Raw genomic sequence first — 18,145 nt, 5'->3', positions numbered from 1 at the left:
AGGAGTTGCAGCTCATTGGATGTAGGTGACGACCTGGCTCCGGCAGGTGGAGGGGTCGAAATAGGATTGCGTCGGGTCGATGGTGCAGAGGACCCCCTGATTGCCGGCGGAGGCCTGGTTGATGACGCCGGAAAAGACTCCGTTGCTGTCGCGGGTGACAGAGAATTGCCAGATGCACGTCTTCGCGGCGCCCAACGGATCCGAGGGGTTGGTCGTGAAGAGGTACTGGTGGGTTCCCGGAAGGTTGGTGAACACTCCCGCCGAAGCGAAACCGCCGGCGGCGACGAAGTTCGGGAAGGGAGGGGTCAGGGTCCCGGATGACGAGACCGTGACGCCGGTGAGGTTCAGGACGTAGTACTCCTGCCACGCCATGCACAGCAGGGGCATGGCACCCGGAGTCGAGGGGCGCGCAGGCAGCACGAAGGTCTCTGTCCAGGATGGCTCGGCGAGGCCGCTGGTCGGGGCAAGGGACAGCGGCAGGGCGAAAGCCCGCAATCGCTTCACGTTCCGGGTCACGAGAACCTCCTGGAATGCCATTGCGGGGATGGGCTCAATTCCTAACATGGTTGCCGTTGGCGCGGCAAACGAGGTGGGATTGAAGTGGGAGCAGATGTTTTCGAGGAGGCGTGGACTGGCCTGGAATACAGGGAGGTCGGGCGCGCCGGCGTCACGCGCCGGGCTCCAGGATGCATTCGCGCTTCCCCCACGGATTCGGATGCGGGTAGGGAACAGGACATGCCGAAGAAGTCCGTGTCGCCGACGACGCAGTGGAAGAAGGTGGAGAAGCAGGCCACCCAGGTGCTGGGGAGGGGCGCCGTGGGGCGCTACGCGGAGGACCTGGAGCCGCGCGTCGTGCCGTTCTCGGCCGTGCCCGACATCGCGTCGCTGCTGCCCGCCGAGTACGTCGAGTTCATCGAGGCGCTCGGCTATCGGTGGCTGTCGACCTCCGAGTCCACGCTGGGCTTCCTCCCGCCGCGCTGGCGGGTGAGCCTGTCCCAGCAGACCGGTGTCCCCGACCGGCACTGGAGCGAAGTCCGCGCCGAGCGCGAAGCGGGGACGCACACGTACGCGTTCGTGATGTTCGCCGCGCGCGACCTGGAGGACGTCAACGGCTTCGCCTTCGGCCAGGGCACCCAGGGCGACGGACTGGTCGTGTGGAGCGTGGAGGAGAGCCTCCCCGTGGACGAACTGGGGCCGTTCTCCGCCTGGCTCGCGGAGGAGCTGGGCTCGATGGCCGAGTCACTCCAGGGCGCGGAGGAGGGCGCCACCTCCCAGGAGCCGCCGGACCTCGCGCAGGCCTCCCTCCCGAGGGCGGCCGCGTCCAAGGCCAAGGGCGCCTTCGTCCTGTTCGACAGGTTCCCGCGCGACTCCAAGGAGCTGCTGTTCAACGGCCGCAAGCTGGGGGAGCTGCCGCCGGTCATCGGCGAGTTCACCGAGCTGGAGTCCCTCTGGGTGCGCACCACGGGCATCCAGCAGGTCCCACCGGAGCTGGGGCGACTCACGAAGCTCAAGAAGCTGGACCTGTCCTTCAACCCCGCGTTGGCGCAGCTGCCGCCGGAGCTGGGGAACCTCGAGTCACTCGAGTCGCTCAACCTGCGGCAGACCGGCGTGACGACCTTGCCCGACTCGCTGGAGCGGCTGCGTCGCCTGACCTTCCTCGACCTCCAGTCCACGCCCCTGACGACGGTGCCGCCGGTCCTCTTCCGGATGCCGTGGCTCAGGACGCTGGACCTCTACTCGACGACGCTGCCGCCCCAGGAGCTCGAGCAGCTCCGGCTCGCGCTCCCCGAGTGCAAGCTGGGCCTGAGCTGACGCCTCACGTTCCGGGCGGCGTCAGTTTCACGCACGGGACCACGCCCAGCAGCCTGCCGAGACGTGAGTCCTTCCCCAGCGTCCGCAGTCGCTCCTTCGCGATGACCAGGAGGAGCGCGTTGAACCCGAAGGCCACCAGCACGTGCCACCAGGCATGGAACTGGGGGTTGGGGATGCGTGCGCGGGGAGCGTCTCGTTGAGCGTGGGGCAGAACTGGATGTCGCTGACCCACAGCACGATGGCGAGCGCATAGGACGCGATGCCGAGCTGGAACAGCCGCTTCGTGCTCGCATCCGGGCTGCGCCGCTGGAGGACGTAGGTGCGGCCGAGCGCGAAGAACTCCAGCGACGCGAAGCTCACCTGGAAGAGGAAGAACTGGAGCGCGCCGCGCGTGAAGGCCGTCAGGTACGTCACCAACACCGCGTGACAGAACAACAGCCACGGGAACCAGCGCCCGAAGCGCCGCTGGGGTCGGTCCTCGAGCAGGATGTAGACGATGACGATGGCCAGATAGAGCATGGGCAGCTCGTCCAGCATCTGGTGCTCGCGGCGCAGCGTGGTGTGGAACGCGGTGCTGCCCACGCCCACCAGCGCGAGCAGCCCGAAGGCGAGCAGGAACCGTCGCTCCAGCACGCGCCAGTGGAGCACGACGCCCAGCACGCCGACGAGGACCAGCACCAGACTGGAGGCCGAGTTGAACAGCTCGCCGATGTGGAAGAAGTGCTGGTAGTTCGTCTCGCACCAATCCACGGTCGAGGTGCTCGGGCCCCAGTAGCCCGTGGGAATCGCGGACATGTGGAGCGGAGCGTAGCACCTCGCGGCCTCAGCCCGTCCGGGCTCCGGTGCGCTGCTTCCACGCGGTGAGCAGGTGCTCGACGACGGCGTCCAGGCCCACGCCCTGGGTGACCTGGGTGAAGACGAAGGGGCCGTCGCCGCGCATCTTCTTCGCGTCGCGCTCCATGACGCCCAGGTCCGCGCCCACGTGGGGCGCCAGGTCCGTCTTGTTGATGATGAGCAAGTCGGACTGGGTGATGCCCGGGCCTCCCTTTCGCGGCACCTTGTCCCCGCCCGCCACGTCGATGACGTACACGGTGTAGTCCGCCAGCTCCCGGCTGTACTGCGCCGCCAGGTTGTCGCCGCCGCTCTCCACGATGAGCAGCTCCGGCGTCAGCTCCTCCATGAGCTGCTCGAGCGCCAGCAGGTTGTGGCTGATGTCCTCGCGGATGGCCGCGTGCGGGCAGCCTCCCGTCTCCACCGCCTTGATGCGCTCGGGTGAGAGCGCGTGGTTTCGCACCAGGAACTCCGCGTCCTCCTGGGTGAAGATGTCGTTGGTCACCACGCCCAGCCGGTGGCGCTCACGCAGCGCGCGGCACAGCGCCAGCACCAGCGCCGTCTTCCCGCTGCCCACCGGCCCGCCGATGCCGATGGTGAAGGCGCGCGCCTGGTAATCACGCCGCTTCGGCTCCTCGCGCTCGTGGAAGTGGCCCGGATGCTCCCACTCCTCATGCGTGTGGTCGTGCTCATCGTCGTGGCCGTGGCCCCTGTGGTCGTCGTGCATGTGCGCTTCACCTCAGGACAGGAAGAGCCTCGAATAGAGGCGGTCGTGCGTGGAACCCAACAAGTCCAACAATGGCGAGGGCTGCGCGAGCGCCTCCAACCCCAGCCCCGCGCAGCGCTCCAGCACCGCGTCCAACAGCGGCGTCGCCTGGTGCTGGAGCTGGTGCGACTCGTGCGTGCCGACGATGCCCAGCCGCACCGCCGCCGACAGCGCGCCGCGCAGCGTGAGCGACAGGTGCAGCCGCTGCGCCTCCGACAGCTCCACCTCCAGCGCGCGGACCACCGCCCCGAACACCGGCGCGTGGTGGAAGCCAATCCCCGCGGCCCGCGCCGACTCGCGCAGCGGCCCCACCGGACCCGGGAAGATGCGCGCGCACGTGTCCAGGAAGGCCCGGCCCTGCGTGCGGCTGGCCCGGTGCGCGACATGGCTGGTGAGGAACGCGTCCGCCCGCGCGTCCAGCTCCGGCAGCCGCGAGGGCTCGCGGTGCGCCGCGCTCAACAGCGGCAGGGCGCCATGCCCCGCCTGCCACAACAGCTCCCGCGTGAAGCGGCGAAGCTCCGGCGCGCCGCGCACCTCGCCGGCCTGCACCGCCGCCTCCAGCCCTCCCGAGTGGGCGAAGCCCCCCGTGGGAAAGCCCGAGTCCGCCAGCTGGAGCACCTTCCAGGACGAGCCCATGCGCGGAAGTCCCCGTCCTTTCAGAACAGCGAGTGGCGCTGCGCCAGCGGCAGTCGGACGGCGGCCTCGCAGCGGAGCAGCTCCCCGTCCGCGCGCACCTCGTAGGTCTCCGGGTCCACGGTGATGACAGGCAGGGCGTCGTTGAGCCGCATGTCGCGCTTGCCCAGTCCCCGGCACCGCTTCACCGCGACGGCGCGCTTGCCCAGACCCAGCTCGCGCGTGGTGCCCTCGGCCAGCGCGCGCGGTGAGACGAACACGAGGCTGGTGGCCCCGAGCGCCCGGCCCCTGGCGCCGAACATGGGCCGCATCATGAACGGCTGCGGCGTGGGGATGGACGCGTTGGCGTCCCCCATCTGTCCCCAGGCGATGAAGCCGCCCTTGAGCACCAGCTCCGGACGGATGCCGAAGAAGGCCGGGCGCCACAGCACCAGGTCCGCCAGCTTCCCCACCTCCACCGAGCCCACCTCGTGCGACAGCCCGTGGGCGATGGCCGGGTTGATGGTGTACTTGGCCACGTAGCGGCGGATGCGCAGGTTGTCGTTGTCACCCTGCTCGCCGGACAGCCGCCCGCGCTGCTCGCGCATCTTGTGCGCCGTCTGCCACGTGCGACAGATGACCTCGCCCACCCGCCCCATGGCCTGGCTGTCCGAGGACATGATGCTGATGGCGCCCAGGTCGTGGAGGATGTCCTCCGCGGCGATGGTCTCGCCCCGGATGCGGCTCTCCGCGAAGGCGACGTCCTCGGGGATGCCCGGGTCCAGGTGGTGGCAGACCATGAGCATGTCCAGGTGCTCGTCCAGCGTGTTCACCGTGTACGGGCGCGTGGGGTTGGTGGACGAGGGCAGCACGTGGTCCACGCCGCACACGCGGATGATGTCCGGCGCGTGGCCGCCGCCCGCGCCCTCCGAGTGGTACGTGTGGATGGTGCGGCCCTTGATGGCCGCGAGCGAGTCATCCACGTAGCCCGACTCGTTGAGCGTGTCGGTGTGGATGGTGACCTGCACGTCCTCGTCCTCGGCCACGGTGAGGCAGGTGTCGATGGCGGCGGGCGTGGTGCCCCAGTCCTCGTGCAGCTTCAGGCCGATGGCGCCCGCGCGAATCTGGTCCACCAGGCCGTGGGGCAGGGACGTGTTGCCCTTGCCGGTCAGGCCGATGTTGAGCGGTAGCGTGTCGGTGGCCTGGAGCATCCGCTGCAGGTTCCACGCGCCCGGCGTGCACGTGGTGGCCTTGGTGCCGGTGGCGGGGCCGGTGCCGCCGCCCACCCAGGTGGTGATGCCGCTGGCGAGCGCCTCGTCCGCCTGCTGCGGGCAGATGAAGTGGATGTGCGTGTCCAGGCCCCCCGCGGTGACGACGTGGCCCTCCGCGGAGAGGGCCTCCGTCGTCACGCCCACCACCATGCCGGGCGTCACGCCGGCCATGATGTCCGGGTTGCCCGCCTTGCCGATGCCGACGATGCGGCCCGCCTTGACGCCGATGTCCGCCTTGTAGATGCCCGTCCAGTCGAGGATGAGCGCGTTGGTGATGACCAGGTCCAGCGCGTCCGCGTCGCCCACGCCCGCGCGCTGGCCCATGCCCTCGCGCAGCACCTTGCCGCCGCCGAACTTGCACTCGTCCCCGTAGACGGTGGCGTCGCGCTCCACCTGGGCCCACAGGCCCGTGTCGCCCAGCCGCACCTTGTCCCCGGTGGTGGGGCCGAACATGTCCGCGTAGTGGCGACGGTCCATCTTCCGGCTCATTCGCGCTCCTCCTCGTGGCCGAAGCCCTGCTCGCGGACCTGCGCCATCGCGCGCTCGCGGTTCTCGGCGGACACCTTGCCGCTGCCCAGCGCGTTGCCGCCCCGCACCACCTGCTCGCCCGCGATGGCGACCAGGCTCACCGTCTTCGTCTCCCCCGGCTCGAACCGCACCGCCGTCCCCGCGGGGATGTCCAGGCGGTGGCCGTAGGCCTTCTCCCGGTCGAACACGAGCGCGCGGTTCGTCTCGAAGAAGGGGTAGTGGCTGCCCACCTGGATGGGACGGTCTCCCCGGTGCGTGACGCGGAGAAAGACGCTGTCGCGGCCCGCGTTGAGCTCCACCTCGCCGGGCAGCACGCGCACCTCGCCGGGGATGCCGTCGTCCGCCGCGGTGGAGGCCGTGAAGCGCTCCCGTGGGGGCACCGGCAGGAAGCTGCCGTACAGCGCGAGCTCCAGGTCGCCGTGCTCGGCGACGATGGGGTGGTGCACCGTCACCAGCTTGGAGCCGTCCGGGAAGGTGCCCTCCACCTGCACCTCCGCGAGCATCTCCGGCACCCCCCGCATCACCTGCGCGCGCCCCAGCAGCTTGCGCCCCAGGTCCATCAGCTCCGCCACGCTCCTGCCGTCACGGATGAACTCCAGCAACTGCGTGGCGATGAGCGCGACGGCCTCCGGGTAGCTCAGCCGGACGCCTCGGGCGAGCCGCTTCTGGGCCAGGAAGCCCGCCTGATGCAGCAACAGCTTGTCGACGTCTCGAGGGGACAGGTGCACGCGCGCGACTCCCGGGGTTCGACGGCGCCATGACTTGATGCGTCAACACTAGTGCAGGGCCGGGGTGCGCCGCCAGGAGGGGGCTCACACGCGGCGGGCCCAGGGGTCGTCCCCGAGGAGGGCGGGGAGGAAGGACAGCCAGTCGTGGGTGGTGCGCACCAGGGACTCGACGGAGACGGCGGCGGCGCGCAGGAGCAGGCCGTGGGGGCCCAGGGGGCTGGCGGAGGGGACGAGGTCGGCGCGTGGGGTGACGGGCAGCGCGGTGACGCGGGCGAGCAGGGCCTCGCGGGCGGTGGCCAGGGCGGGGCCGACGAGGAGGAGGGAGGCCATGGCCTCGAAGCGGCCGAGCCGCTCGCGCAGGGGGCCGTGGGTGGGGTCCAAGAGCCAGCGCTCGTCGACGAGGGCGCGCTCGCCCACGTGGACGCGCAGGGTGGAGGCGTAGTGGGAGAAGGCCCAGCGCTCGCCGCTGGCGCTGCGGCCGGAGGTGACGATGTCGGCGAGGACGAGCGACGCGGTGGGCGCGAGCCGGAAGGCGAGTGTCTGGGCGTAGCGCGCGCCGGAGAAGCACGCGGTGGGGTCCGGCACCCACGCGAGCAGGGCGTCGTCGCCCACGCGGGCGGACACGTCGCTCGTGCAGCCGGAGGGGGAGCGGTAGACGCGGTTGGCGCCCTGGGAGGACAGCCACGCGGTGGCGCCGGGGGCCACGTCGAGGTCGAGGCGGAGCGAGTCTCCGTCCACCAGCCCGCCGCCGAACGAGCTGGTGTACGCCCACGCGGCGTGGCCGTGGTTGCGCGGGGTGAGCAGTCGCAGCGGGCTGTGCGCCAGCGCGGTGCTCACCACGGTGCGCCCCCCCGCGCGCTCGAAGGCGAGCCGGGCGAAGCCCGCGCGTCGGGGTGTCTCGGAGGAGGGGACCTGGCTCACGTGGCTGGAGCCTGGACCAGTTGGCGCCGGAGGGAAAGGGGCCACCTCGCGTCAGACCTCCAGGGGCGTCGCGCGACGTTGCTCCCCTTGGACAGGCATTCTCTCGAGCCCCCCGCCGCATCACCTCTCTGCGGGGCTCCCGTGGCGACACGGGGGCCGGGGCTCGGGGAGCTCATGCGGGTGATACCCAGACACGATGTCTGGTGTTGCAGCGAAACGGCAGGCAGGGAAGCCCAGGGTCGGTCCAGTCTGCGGGATGGCGGACGCCTCGTTCGTTCCGGTTGATGCAGTTCTCCTGAATTGACAGACAACCTGTGTCTCCCAGTGATTTCCCTGGGATTTATCGCGGGCCGGCGCATCGGCGGACCGGTCACGGTGAGGAATGTCATGCGTGTGCAGGCGGAGCTCGAATCTCTCAAGCCCCGAGTGAACATCGGCGTGCTGGGCCACCAGGGCCACGGCAAGACGACCCTGGCGGCGGCCATCACGAAGCTGCTGGCGAAGTCGGGTGATGCCCCGGTCTGGTCGCCGACGGGGTGGGGCACGGCCAGACAGACGCGGGCCCGGGGAATCTCCCTCTCGATGATGCACATGGAATGTCAGACGTCGAATCGGCGCTACTCGCACGTGGACCCTCCGTCGCATGTGGACTGCGTGAAGGGGCTGCTGACGGGGGCGACGCCGATGGATGGGGCCATCCTGGTCGTGTCGGCGGACGAGGGCCCCATGCCCCAGACGCGCGAGTACATCCGCCTGGCGCGCGAGGTCGGCATCAAGTCCATCGTGGTCTTCCTGAACAAGTGGCGCCTGATGGACGACCCGGAGATCCGCGAGCTGGTGGAGCAGGATGTCCGGACGCTGCTGAAGTCGTATGACTTCCCGGGCGATGAGACGCCCATCGTCATCGGCTCGGCGCAGAGGGCGCTGGCGGGCGACACGGGGGCGTGGGGGGAGCCGGCCATCCAGCGACTGCTGGAGGTGGTAGACCGCTCCATCACCCCGCCCAGGTGCGCGACGCGCGAGCCGTTCCTGATGCCGGTGCAGGGGGTGCGCTTCATCATCGGTCGCGGCGCGGTGGTGGGAGGGCGGGTGGAGCGCGGCACGCTCCAGCTCCACGAAGAGGTGGAGGTGGTGGGCCTGGGGCCGACGCTGAAGACGGTGGTGACGAGCATCGGGCGGTTCCACGAGCCACTGCGTGAAGGCCGGGTGGGCGACAAGGTCGACGTGCGGGTCCGCGGCCTGGAGAGCTGGAGCCTGAAGCGTGGGCAGGTGCTGGCCAGGCCCGGCAGCATCCGCGCGCACCACCGGTTCATCGCGCGGGTCTACCTGCTGCCCCGGGCCGATGGGGGGCGACACGGCGTGCTGCTCGACGATGACCGCCTGCGGTTCTGCCTCCATGGGACGGACATGATGGGGGCGGTGAAGCTCTTGGAGGGGGAGCGGTTGGGGAAGCCGGGCGACAGCCTCCTGCTGCTGGTGGAGCTCACCGACCCCGTCGCGCTGGAGGAGACGCTGCGCTTCGAGGTGCGCGACGGCGGCCGCACCGTGGGCGTCGGCATCGTGACGAAGGTCTGCTGAGCCGCCCCCTCGCGGTCATCTCCAGGTACCGGGTTGCTGGCTTCCTTGTCGAGGCCGGGGGGAGAGGTGCGTCGTGTCCTTCGTTCCGGTCGCCCCGATGCGCTCCAAGGCTGCTTTGCTCTCCTCCGAGACGATGATGGCGATGGGCCATCCCCCTGTCCGGAACACCTTCGCCCCGTCCACCTCCGGCTCCCGGGCGATTGTCGTGAAAATTAGGTCGAACGACCTATATTGTCCTCCCGTGAGGCACGGACGGTCCGTGTCCGTGCACGGGAGTCTTCATGGAGTCCGAGGGAAGCGTCGTCCTGGTGGGTGGCTATGGCGTGGTGGGAGTCCGGCTCGCCCGGCTCTTGAGGGAGCGGCACCCGAAGCTGCCGCTGGTCATCGCCGGACGCCGGCAGGAGCAGGCCGCCGCGCTCGCCTCCCAGCTCGGGCTGGCCCAGGGCGTGGCGATGGACATCCGCGCCAGGGACCCGCTGGCCGTGCTGAAGGGCAGGCCCGCCGCCGTCGTCACCCTGGTGAACGACCCCGAGGACCACCTCCTCGTCTGGGCCGCGCGCGCCGGGGTGCCGCTGTTGGACATCACCCGATGGACCTCGCGCATGCGCTCCGCGATGTTGCGCCTGTCGGGCACGCCCCCTCGCGCGCCCGTGCTGCTGGGCTCCTCGTGGATGGCGGGGCTGGTGCCTCGCCTGGTCGCCGTGGCCGCCGCGCGCGTGGGGGCGCTGGCCCAGGTGGACGTGGGCATCCGCTTCGCGCTCGCCGACGTGGCGGGACCGGACTCCCTCGAGTACATGGACCGGCTGGCCCTGTCCTTCGAGGTGAAGGAGGACGGCCAGGAGCGCCACGTGCTGCCGCTGACGGATGGACGGAAGGTGACCTTCTCCGACGGGAAGAGCACGCGGGTGTTCCGCCTGGACACGCCCGAGCAGGCCACGCTGCCCGCGGTGCTGGGCGCGCGCGGCGTGGCGACGCGGATGGGCTTCGACGCGGACTCCGCCACCTGGGCCCTGGTGGTCCTCCAGCGGCTCGGCGTGCTCAAGCTGCTTCAGCATCCCCGCCTGACGCGCCTGCGCCGCGCGCTGCTCGCCACCAGCAACAAGGGTGGTGACGCGGCCTGGGTCGCGGACGTGGTGGGCGAACACGGCCGCGTCCGGGTCGAGGTGGTCGACCCCAAGGGCCAGGCGCACCTGACGGCCGTGGGCGCGCTGCTCGGCGTGGAGCGGCTGCTCGGCGTCGACGGCGCGCCGCCGCACGCCCCCGGCGTGTGGTTCCCCGAGCACGAGCCCCGCGCCGAGCATGCCCTCGCGGCGCTGCGCGCGTGCGGCGTCCAGGTGCGCCTCGACGAGTCGCTCGTCGGCGCCGCCCCCGTCCCGTCGAAGGTGGCCGCGTGAGCCCCCGCCGCGCGAGCAAGCCGCCCGGCACGCTCCCCTCCGCGAGGCCCCGCGCGGGCACCGCCGTCCACGCGAAGGGCCACGAGCGCGTGGAGCGCATCCTCGACGCGGCCATGGACGTCCTCGTGGAGGAGGGCTCCGCGGGCCTCGCCCTGCGCGGCGTGGCCCAGCGCGCGGGGCTGAGCCTGGGCAACCTCCAGTACTACTTCCCCACCAGGCAGGACGTGGTGCGCGCGCTCCTGTCGCGCTACCTGGAGGCCGCCATCCGCCACGTCCGCGAGCGCATGGACGGCGCGGGCACGCACCCCGACCAGCGGCTGCGACACGCGCTGGACGCCATCCTGGAGGACCAGGAGTCCCCCCGGCACTTCCAGCTCTTCGCCGAGCTGTGGGCCCTGGCCGCGAGGGACACCATGGTGGCCGAGGCGCTCGGGGTCTTCTACGCGGGCTATCGCGAGGGGCTCGTCGAGCTGCTCACGCCGCTGACCCCCGGGCTCACGCCCGCGCGCCGTGAGCGGCGAGCCGCCCTGTTGATGGCCTTCTTCGAGGGACTGTCCCTCTTCCGCGGCGGCGGCAGCCTGCGCTCCGTGGCGGTGCCGGGACTGGAGCAGGAGCTGCGCGCCCTCTGGGCCGACTGGACGACCCCGCCCGAATGACGGCGCGCCTTCAGTCCTCGGCGACGAGCACCGACTTGAGGCGCTCGAGCGCCTCCGGGGGGACGTCCATGAACGCGAGCCCCACCTCGTAGACGGCCGCCGCGTCCTTGGGCAGCTTGCGCAGCCACGCGACGCGCGCGCGACACTCCAGCGTCGTGCCGTCTCCCAGGAACAGGTCCACCTCCAGGTTGCTGCCCTCGGTGTACGCGTCGTCGGAGTAGATGCGCACGCCGCCGAGGCTCGCATCCAGCACCCGCTGCTTGTCCCCGAACTTCAGTCGCGCCGGGCGCGCATAGAGCGGCGCCTGGAGGCGAGGGAACGAACGGCGGTCATCCGCCAGGCTGCTCTTCTGACTTGCTGGGTTCATCATCGGCGCTCCCCCCGTCAGGATCCGGCGGGTCTCACGGGCCTGTCACGAGCATAGGGGATTCAGACGCGCCGTGCAGGTGGGTCACTGGAACAACCCCGCCACCACCGCGAGCAGCCCGCCCACGGCCGCGGAGACGACCTCGCCCCCCTCCACCGCGGCTTCGACGGCCGTGCCCACCCCCTCGGCGGCGCTGCCCGCCAGGTCCACCGCCCCCACCGCCAGCTCCACCACGTCCACCGCTTCGGCCGCCTGCTCCATCGTGGACTGAAGGACTTCCGTCACCCGGGTGCGGGTCGGGGTGTCGCCCGCCACCTGGGAGAGCGCGACGGCCGCGGCCGCCGTGGTGCCCGCCGCCGTCAGCCCCACCACCAGCGGCCGCTTCCAGCGGCGGTGCCAGTCCATCAGCTGCTTCAGCTCGTTCGCGTCCAGCCACAGCCCGTGGCAGCGCGAGCACACATCCACCGCGCAGACCTCCGTGCGCACCTGGGACAGCGTCTCGTCGCAGGACGGACAGCGCGCGGCGGGTGAGCCACACAGGCCACATTCTTCGCGCGTGGCCGGAACATGGTGCCGCGCGTGGCGGCAGCGCCGGGTCGCGGAGGGCAGCGCGGCCTGGAGCGCCTCCGTCCTCCAGCCCGGCGCCAGCCGCTCCAGCTCGCCCGCGTCCAGCCAGTGTCCCTGGCAGCGCGCGCAGGTGTCCACGGGGACACCGCGCAGGTCGATGACGCGCAGCGGGGGCGCGGGGGGCGGGCAGACGGGGCAGGAGCGTTCCATGACCCGGGCATCCTTCCATGAATCCGCCGGGGCCCGCAGGGGGTGTCGACGCGGGGCTCACGGGGGCGGGATGCGCAGCCTGCGGCCGTACGAGGGCACGCCCGCGTCGTTCACGATGAAGAGCTGGTAGTAGCCCGGCGGCGCGAGGTTGCGGTTGGGGGGCGCGGTGACGGTGAGGGCGCCGGAGGTCCGGGTGAAGGCCAGGGTGAGCAGCCGCTGGTTCATGTCGAAGGTGTGCGTGGTGGAGTTGAGCGCGATGAGCGACACGCGGGTGATGCGGGCCGCGTCGGGTGTCGTAATCGAGAAGGTGGCGCCGGGCTGGGACGTGGTGGGCGCGGCGGTGATGACGGGGCGCGCGCCCTTGAAGAGGTAGGGCGGGGAGAAGACCTCCGCGGTGCGCTCGTTCGCGCCGCCGGCCGACAGCACGCGCCCGTCCGGCAGGAGCGCCGCGGTGGAGTGATAGCCGCGGTAGCGCACCTGGCTGGCCAGCGAGGTCCAGGTGTTGGTGGCGGGGTTGTAGAGCTCCGCGTGGCGGACGGGCGAGGCCGCGTCGTCGAAGCCGCTGCCGCTGCTGCCGCCGACGATGAGCACGGTGCCGTCCGGTAGCAGCACCGCGTTGTGCTGGCGCCGGCGGATGCTCATGGGCGCCACGTACCGCCAGCTCGGCGCCGCCACGGTGAGGTCTATCTGCTCCACGGTGGCGGTGGGCGGCTCGCCTCCGCCGAAGAGCGTCACCTTGCCGTCGATGAACACCGCGGGCCCATAGCTGCGTCCGCCGAAGTTGCTCAGGGGGCCGGTGGTCCAGGCGCCGTTGCCATTGGGGTTCAGCCAGAGCGAGCCGCGCAGCGAGCCCGCGTAGAAGAGCTGGCCGTTGGGCGCCAGGAACATCTTCGGATAGAAGGGCAGGTTGCGCCGGGCGCCCGTCAGCGTGCGCCACGTGTTGGTGCCCGCGATGAAGCGCTGGGGAATCTCGTTGATGTCGCCCGCTCCGGCGATTTCTCCGGAGATGACCACCACGTCGCCGTTGGAGAGCGTGGTGTTGGTGGGGTACCAGCGCCCGGCGTTCATGTCCGGCAGCCGGGTCCAGGTGTTGGTGTTGAAGTCGAACGCGCTGGTGTCGGGCAGGCCCACGTGGCTGGCGATGTGGCCACCCGTCACCAGCAGCTTGCCGTTGGACAGGAAGTTGTGGCCGCTGCAGAAGATGTTGTAGCCCGCGTACGGATACGTGGTGAGCGCCCCGGTGGACGGGTCCCAGCGGCGGGGTGGCAGCGCGCCCTCGTCGAACTCGCCGAAGAAGAGCACCTTGCCGTCCGGCATCAGCGACAGGTGCGTGGCGGAGATGGGCCAGGTCAGCACGCTGGACCAGCGCCCCGTCAGCGACGGCACCTGGGCCCTGGCCGAGGTGGCGCCCAGCACCACGAGGCCCAGCAGGTGGACGGCGAGGACCGCGCACCGACGAGGCAGGGGAGGGTGGCGCATTGGCGGGCTCCAGGCGGGGTCGGGCGGACGAGGGGCCAGAACCTAGGGACGTCGCGCGCGGGCGCGAGCTGTCCGCCCGTCGCAAGTCACTGACGGCTGGGTGACGAGCCGTGCCACCGGAGGACCGTTGTCCGCGGAGGGCGCGAGGTGGCTTGGTCCTCTGTCTGGCTCGATTCGTGTCGACGAAGGAGATGTCCCGATGAGGTGCCGTTGGCTGCTGTGGGTGGGTCTGCTCGTGGGGTGTGCCCCGGCCTCGGGATCGCCGGAGCCGGTGGAGGCGGCGGCTTCGCCCTTGTTGGAGTCCTGGGAGTACTGCTCGCGCACGGCGGTGTCGCTGGGGGTCACGCTGGTGGAGGACAGGCCCTACACCCCGCCGATGGCGCCGAGCACGGGCGGCATGGTGTTCAGCGCGGAGGACGCGGAGCGCGGCCGCGAGCCCTGGGTGAGCTCGGGCGCGCCGGGCGCGGGGACACGGCTGTTGAAGGACGTGTTCCCGGGGGTGGGCGGCTCGGAGCCGACCTGGTTCACGCGGGTGGGCGCGAAGGTGTTCTTCGCCGCGAACGACCCGGCGGCGGGGCGGGAGCTGTTCGTCTCGGATGGGACGCCGGAGGGCACCGTCCGGGTGAAGGACATCTGGCCCGGCGAGGTGGGCTCGTTCCCGAACGCGCTCTTCGAGTACCAGGGGCTGTTGTACTTCACGGCGGGAGACCCGGCGCATGGGCGGGAGCTGTGGCGCAGCGACGGCACGGCGGCGGGCACGGTGCTGGTGGAGGACCTGGAGCCGGGGGTGGAGGACTCCTCGCCGGACCAGCTCACCCGGGGTGGGGACGGCGCGCTGTACTTCGTCATCTCGTCCCGGGGGTTGTTCACGCGGCTGATGCGGCTGGGGGTGGGGCCGAACGCCGCCGAGGTGGTGCGTGTGCCCAGTGACCTGGGCTTCCAGTTCCCGTTGGTGCCCGTGGGCCGCAAGCTGTTCTTCGTCAGGAGCCAGCAGCACCACGGCGCGGTGGGGTTGATGGTGTCGGAGGCGGGAAGGGCGCCGGTGATGCTGGGCACCTTCGCGCGCGTGGGGGAGCTGGCGGCGGTGGGGGAGCGGCTGGTGTTCAGCGCCGCGGCGCACATGGAGGACGAGAACCTGGAGTTGTGGCGCAGCGACGGCACGGCGGCGGGCACGGTGCTGGTGGAGGACGTGCGCGCGGGCAACGTCGGCTCCAATCCGCAGAACTTCGCGGTGCTCGCGGACACGCTCTTCTTCGCCGCGGACGACGGCACCCACGGCGTGGAGCTCTGGGACAGCGACGGCACGGCCGCGCGCACGCGCATCTTCGGGGACCTGGAGCTGGGGCCGGGCGGCTCGTTTCCGCAGGCGCTGACGGTGGTCGAGGACCACCTGTTCTTCAGCGCGGACATCCGGGGGCGGGGCCAGGAGCCGTGGGTGGGCAACGGCTTTCGCGTGGGCACGGTGCCGCTGACGGAGCTGGCGCCGGGGCCTCGGGGCTCGTCGCCGAGGAGCTTCCGGCGCTCGGGGTGGAGCGTCTTCTTCTCGGCGGAGGATGCGACGGGGGTGCGGCGGCTCTTCACGCTGCCGTTCCGGCCGGACGGCAGGTGCCTTGTGCCGGGGCCGTGAGCACCTGGAGGAAAACAGGTCCCGGGACGTTGTAGACAGGGGGCATGGCTCCCTTCTGGGACAATGGCGCCGTTCGCGGCGCGCGGGTGCGGTGTCCGGGCTGCACCCGCTTCAATCCTCCCGGTGTCCGGTGTCCGAGCTGCGCCTGTGGTCCGGTGGCGCCCGAGCACTACGGCGCGGCGCGCATGCTGTTGCACGCGGGGGTGGACCGCTTCGCGCTGACGGGGCGACTGGAGGCGCTGGAGCCTGGGCTGGCCCGACAGCTGGAGGCCCAGTACTCCGGGCAGTGGGCGGGGGTGTTGCGCATCGTCGAGGACGCGCGGCGCTGCGAGCCCTTCCTGACGCTCGGGGGCTTCGTCGAGGAGGCGGAGGACCGCTGGGCGGACGTGGTTCCTTGGAGCCAGCCGCCGGTCTCTCGTGACGCGGCGGCGGAGGCGGATGACTCGCTGGATGCGCTCTACCAGCGGAGCGAGGACCCGGGCGTGCGACAGCTCGCGGCGCTCGCGGCGGTGAACCGGGGGCGGCCGTCGCGAGAGCTGTACTCCGCGGCGCAGGGGGCGCTGTATGCGGATGGGCTCGCCCGCCTGGAGGCCGCGCTTGCGTTGACGCGCTGGCGGGTCTGGTTCGTCGCGCCGGCGGGCCGGCCGCAGCGGGAGCTCATCGCGCGCCATGCGCGCGACGTGTTCGCGAATCATCCGGAGCATGCCGCCCGCGCCGCCGTGGCGTGGGTGCGCGCCACCGGCAAGGCGCCGGAGGTGGACCTGCTGCTCGCGTTGCGCGAGGGCCTGCGCGCCCAGGACGAGGACATCGCCTTCGAGTGCGCGCTCGTGTTGGGGGACGAGAGAGGGCTGCTCGCCGCGCTGCGCTCGGACGCCGAGGCCAGGGCCGCGCAGGGCTCAGACGACAAGGCCAGCGCAGCGCAAGGTTCGGCCGTTGAGGCCAGAGCCGTCCAGGGCGCGGACGATGAGACCAGCGCAGCGCAAGGCTCGGCTGATGAGGCCAGAGTCGTCCAGGGCGCGGACGAAAAGGCCAGAGCCGCGCGTGGCTCGGACGACAAGGCGAGGGGCGCGCTGAACTCGGACGGTGAGGGCAATGCCGCGCAGGACTCGGATGCCGAGGACCGGGCCGCGCTGGCGGCGAGGACGCTGGCATCGATGGGCGCTCCCGCATTACTCACGGTCCTGCGGGAGACGCGGAGCGCGGTGCTCGCGCGCGAGGTGATGCGGCGCTGGCCCGCGCCCGCCTCGTGGGAAGCGGTGGACGCGCTGCTGACAGTCTCGGCTGGATTCGATGACGGGCTCATCGAGCCGCTGTCCCAGTGGGCGCGCCAGACGCCCTACGCGAGCCTGCCGCCCGAGGTGCGCGAGCGCTGGCGGCAGTGGGCCGATGCCCGCCTGGGGACGTTGCCCGCGGCGCGTGTGCTGCGATTGCTGGAGTGGGTGCGCGAAGGCGACGAGGCCCCGGACGATGCGTCCGCGACAGCTTTCCAACGCGCCGCGGGCCAGGCCCTGTCCCGCGCGTCTTCGTCCGAGCGCGCGGAGTTGCTCGACTCGCGCGCACTCGTGGACTTCCTCGTCCACGGAGACGTGGAGGAACTGGCCCTGGTGCACACCTGGGCGCGGGACGCGGCGTGCGCGGCGCCGCTCCTGGAGTTGCTCGTGTCGCTGCCCGGACGCCTGCGTCGCGAGCGCCCGGTTCCGGGGCGGTGCGCGCGGCTGCTGATGGCCGCGTGGGAGCGCCCCGCGCGCTCGACGATCCTGGCGCCCTTGAACAAGGCGGTGCGCTCCTGGAGCGGCATCTCCGGACGCGAGGAGCTCATCGACGCGGTGTGGCTGCGCTTCCAGCGTCACCCCGTCGAGCGCGCGGAGCTGCTGGCCGCGTTCGAGCCCTGGCGACAGGAACTCTGGGAGCGTCAGCGCGCGGCGCAGCCGGACGCCATCGCCATCTTCGAGACCTGGTGGCGCGTGGACTCACAGAAGAGGCTGCCCGACCTGGTGTCCTTCCTCGTGGAGAACGCGCCCGTGGAAGCGCTGCCCGCGAGGCTCCCCTTCGTCTGGGCGGCGGCCGAGGCGCGCGTGGACACGTGGCCTCGCTCCACGTCACACGCCGTCTTCCTCGCCGCGGCGCCGCTGGCCGGGGCCCTGCGCTCGGGACACGACGCCCTCGTCCCCGACGCGGAGCGCTTCCTCGCGTGGTTCCCCGGCTTCGAGGCCCGGGTGCTCTCGGCGGCCTCACCCGAGACCGAGTCGAGCTACCAGCGGGACCTGCTCGAGGACCTGCACGTCGAGGTGCGGCTGATGCGCGAGGCCCTCGAGCGTCGAGCCGAGGAGGCGGAGGCCCTGCGCCAGGCCGAGCTGCGCAGGCGGGTGGAGGAGTCGCGGCGCCGCGACCAGGAGCGTCAGCTCGAGCTCGCCCGTCTCGAGGTCGAAGCCGCCGCGCACGAGGCCGCACGGGCCCGCGCGGAGCAGGAGGCGCACCAGGCCCGGCTGGCGGACGCGCTGGCGCGGTTGGGGCCGCGTCCCGCGCAGCTGCGACGGTTCGACGCGAGCCCCCAGGTGGAGCTCCTCCCCATCGACGTGGAGGTCATCTTCCCCGGCGCGACGATGGCCTCGGTGCTGGACTACTCGCGCATCCTCAAGGCCCTCAGCATGGGCGACGACGCACTGGAAGTGTTCGCCGCCAATGGCCTGTCCGTGACGTCGTGGGGCACGGAGGGCCGCGCCTGGGGCGAGGCGATGATTCGGCGTCCGGAGCTGGGCCTGCGCTTCTCCCAGCTCTTCCACGCGCCCTGGAGCTGA

The 18,145-nt window shown here is 71.7% G+C and carries 16 protein-coding genes; 6 read left to right on the top strand and 10 right to left on the bottom strand.

The window, feature by feature from the left end; translation table 11 throughout:
- Positions 1 to 12: 12 nt before the first annotated feature.
- Positions 13 to 516 (bottom strand): hypothetical protein, encoded by a 504-nt coding sequence (locus tag OWM54_RS16580; RefSeq protein WP_267698142.1) that lies wholly within the window; start codon positions 514 to 516, stop codon positions 13 to 15.
- A gap of 219 nt (positions 517 to 735) precedes the next feature.
- Between OWM54_RS16580 and OWM54_RS16575 the strand changes: the two genes are divergently transcribed.
- Positions 736 to 1,812, top strand: coding sequence for a leucine-rich repeat domain-containing protein (locus tag OWM54_RS16575; protein WP_267698141.1), 1,077 nt, complete (start codon positions 736 to 738; stop codon positions 1,810 to 1,812).
- A 27-nt stretch (positions 1,813 to 1,839) separates the two neighbouring features.
- On the opposite strand, the gene OWM54_RS16570 is transcribed toward OWM54_RS16575, so the two are convergent.
- The 6 genes from OWM54_RS16570 to OWM54_RS16545 form a co-directional block, all read right to left on the bottom strand.
- Positions 1,840 to 2,607 carry a ceramidase domain-containing protein gene (locus tag OWM54_RS16570; RefSeq protein WP_267698139.1) on the bottom strand — a complete coding sequence of 256 codons (768 nt, stop codon included), beginning with the start codon at positions 2,605 to 2,607 and terminating at the stop codon, positions 1,840 to 1,842.
- Positions 2,608 to 2,635: 28 nt separating this feature from the next.
- On the bottom strand, positions 2,636 to 3,370 hold the full coding sequence (gene ureG, locus OWM54_RS16565) for an urease accessory protein UreG (protein ID WP_267698137.1): 735 nt from the start codon (positions 3,368 to 3,370) through the stop codon (positions 2,636 to 2,638).
- A 12-nt stretch (positions 3,371 to 3,382) separates the two neighbouring features.
- Positions 3,383 to 4,045, bottom strand: a complete 663-nt coding sequence (locus tag OWM54_RS16560) for an urease accessory protein UreF (RefSeq protein ID WP_223782466.1) — start codon at positions 4,043 to 4,045, stop codon at positions 3,383 to 3,385.
- Between the two features lie 20 nt (positions 4,046 to 4,065).
- Positions 4,066 to 5,781, bottom strand: coding sequence for an urease subunit alpha (gene ureC, locus OWM54_RS16555; RefSeq protein ID WP_267698136.1), 1,716 nt, complete (start codon positions 5,779 to 5,781; stop codon positions 4,066 to 4,068).
- Positions 5,778 to 6,548, bottom strand: coding sequence for an urease subunit gamma (gene ureA, locus OWM54_RS16550; protein ID WP_223745908.1), 771 nt, complete (start codon positions 6,546 to 6,548; stop codon positions 5,778 to 5,780). The genes ureC and ureA overlap by 4 nt, the downstream gene beginning before the upstream one ends.
- Before the next feature lie 84 nt (positions 6,549 to 6,632).
- Complete coding sequence (locus tag OWM54_RS16545; protein ID WP_324289123.1) at positions 6,633 to 7,469, bottom strand: urease accessory protein UreD; 837 nt, start codon at positions 7,467 to 7,469, stop codon at positions 6,633 to 6,635.
- Positions 7,470 to 7,856: 387 nt separating this feature from the next.
- On the opposite strand from OWM54_RS16545, the gene OWM54_RS16540 reads away from it, so the two are divergent.
- The 3 genes from OWM54_RS16540 to OWM54_RS16530 all read left to right on the top strand — a co-directional run bounded on the left by OWM54_RS16540 (position 7,857) and on the right by OWM54_RS16530 (position 11,097).
- Positions 7,857 to 9,047: a GTP-binding protein gene (locus OWM54_RS16540; protein WP_267698135.1), complete on the top strand. Its 1,191-nt coding sequence runs from the start codon at positions 7,857 to 7,859 to the stop codon at positions 9,045 to 9,047.
- Between the two features lie 281 nt (positions 9,048 to 9,328).
- Positions 9,329 to 10,441 (top strand): saccharopine dehydrogenase, encoded by a 1,113-nt coding sequence (locus tag OWM54_RS16535; protein WP_267698134.1) that lies wholly within the window; start codon positions 9,329 to 9,331, stop codon positions 10,439 to 10,441.
- Positions 10,438 to 11,097: a TetR/AcrR family transcriptional regulator gene (locus tag OWM54_RS16530; RefSeq protein WP_223782469.1), complete on the top strand. Its 660-nt coding sequence runs from the start codon at positions 10,438 to 10,440 to the stop codon at positions 11,095 to 11,097. Before OWM54_RS16535 ends, OWM54_RS16530 begins: the two co-directional genes overlap by 4 nt.
- A 10-nt stretch (positions 11,098 to 11,107) precedes the next feature.
- Here OWM54_RS16530 and OWM54_RS16525 read toward each other — a convergent pair whose 3' ends face one another.
- The 3 genes from OWM54_RS16525 to OWM54_RS16515 form a co-directional block, all read right to left on the bottom strand.
- Positions 11,108 to 11,464, bottom strand: a complete 357-nt coding sequence (locus OWM54_RS16525) for a PilZ domain-containing protein (protein WP_223745912.1) — start codon at positions 11,462 to 11,464, stop codon at positions 11,108 to 11,110.
- Positions 11,465 to 11,548: 84 nt separating this feature from the next.
- Positions 11,549 to 12,241 (bottom strand): zf-TFIIB domain-containing protein, encoded by a 693-nt coding sequence (locus OWM54_RS16520; RefSeq protein WP_267698133.1) that lies wholly within the window; start codon positions 12,239 to 12,241, stop codon positions 11,549 to 11,551.
- A 57-nt stretch (positions 12,242 to 12,298) separates the two neighbouring features.
- Entirely contained in the window at positions 12,299 to 13,720 is a 1,422-nt protein-coding gene (locus tag OWM54_RS16515) for a galactose oxidase-like domain-containing protein (RefSeq protein WP_267698132.1), read from the bottom strand.
- Between the two features lie 199 nt (positions 13,721 to 13,919).
- On the opposite strand from OWM54_RS16515, the gene OWM54_RS16510 reads away from it, so the two are divergent.
- Together OWM54_RS16510 and OWM54_RS16505 are read left to right on the top strand one after the other, a co-directional pair.
- Positions 13,920 to 15,347 carry an ELWxxDGT repeat protein gene (locus OWM54_RS16510; RefSeq protein WP_267698131.1) on the top strand — a complete coding sequence of 476 codons (1,428 nt, stop codon included), beginning with the start codon at positions 13,920 to 13,922 and terminating at the stop codon, positions 15,345 to 15,347.
- A gap of 44 nt (positions 15,348 to 15,391) precedes the next feature.
- Positions 15,392 to 18,145, top strand: coding sequence for a hypothetical protein (locus OWM54_RS16505; RefSeq protein WP_267698130.1), 2,754 nt, complete (start codon positions 15,392 to 15,394; stop codon positions 18,143 to 18,145).

Origin of the sequence: Myxococcus sp. MISCRS1, from assembly GCF_026626605.1 — a bacterium.
Classification (GTDB): Bacteria; Myxococcota; Myxococcia; order Myxococcales; family Myxococcaceae; genus Myxococcus; species Myxococcus fulvus.
Note: the sequence above shows the minus strand (reverse complement) of the source record. Positions and strands in the feature narration are given on the sequence as shown.

Coding starts and splice junctions, on each gene's coding strand:
- OWM54_RS16515 (WP_267698132.1), bottom strand. CDS start 13,720: ATGCGCCACCCTCCCCTGCCTCGTCGGTGCGCGGTCCTCGCCGTCCAC.
- OWM54_RS16570 (WP_267698139.1), bottom strand. CDS start 2,607: ATGTCCGCGATTCCCACGGGCTACTGGGGCCCGAGCACCTCGACCGTG.
- OWM54_RS16575 (WP_267698141.1), top strand. CDS start 736: ATGCCGAAGAAGTCCGTGTCGCCGACGACGCAGTGGAAGAAGGTGGAG.
- ureG (WP_267698137.1), bottom strand. CDS start 3,370: ATGCACGACGACCACAGGGGCCACGGCCACGACGATGAGCACGACCAC.
- OWM54_RS16540 (WP_267698135.1), top strand. CDS start 7,857: ATGCGTGTGCAGGCGGAGCTCGAATCTCTCAAGCCCCGAGTGAACATC.
- OWM54_RS16505 (WP_267698130.1), top strand. CDS start 15,392: ATGGCTCCCTTCTGGGACAATGGCGCCGTTCGCGGCGCGCGGGTGCGG.
- OWM54_RS16535 (WP_267698134.1), top strand. CDS start 9,329: ATGGAGTCCGAGGGAAGCGTCGTCCTGGTGGGTGGCTATGGCGTGGTG.
- OWM54_RS16560 (WP_223782466.1), bottom strand. CDS start 4,045: ATGGGCTCGTCCTGGAAGGTGCTCCAGCTGGCGGACTCGGGCTTTCCC.
- ureC (WP_267698136.1), bottom strand. CDS start 5,781: ATGAGCCGGAAGATGGACCGTCGCCACTACGCGGACATGTTCGGCCCC.
- OWM54_RS16525 (WP_223745912.1), bottom strand. CDS start 11,464: ATGAACCCAGCAAGTCAGAAGAGCAGCCTGGCGGATGACCGCCGTTCG.
- OWM54_RS16510 (WP_267698131.1), top strand. CDS start 13,920: ATGAGGTGCCGTTGGCTGCTGTGGGTGGGTCTGCTCGTGGGGTGTGCC.
- OWM54_RS16520 (WP_267698133.1), bottom strand. CDS start 12,241: ATGGAACGCTCCTGCCCCGTCTGCCCGCCCCCCGCGCCCCCGCTGCGC.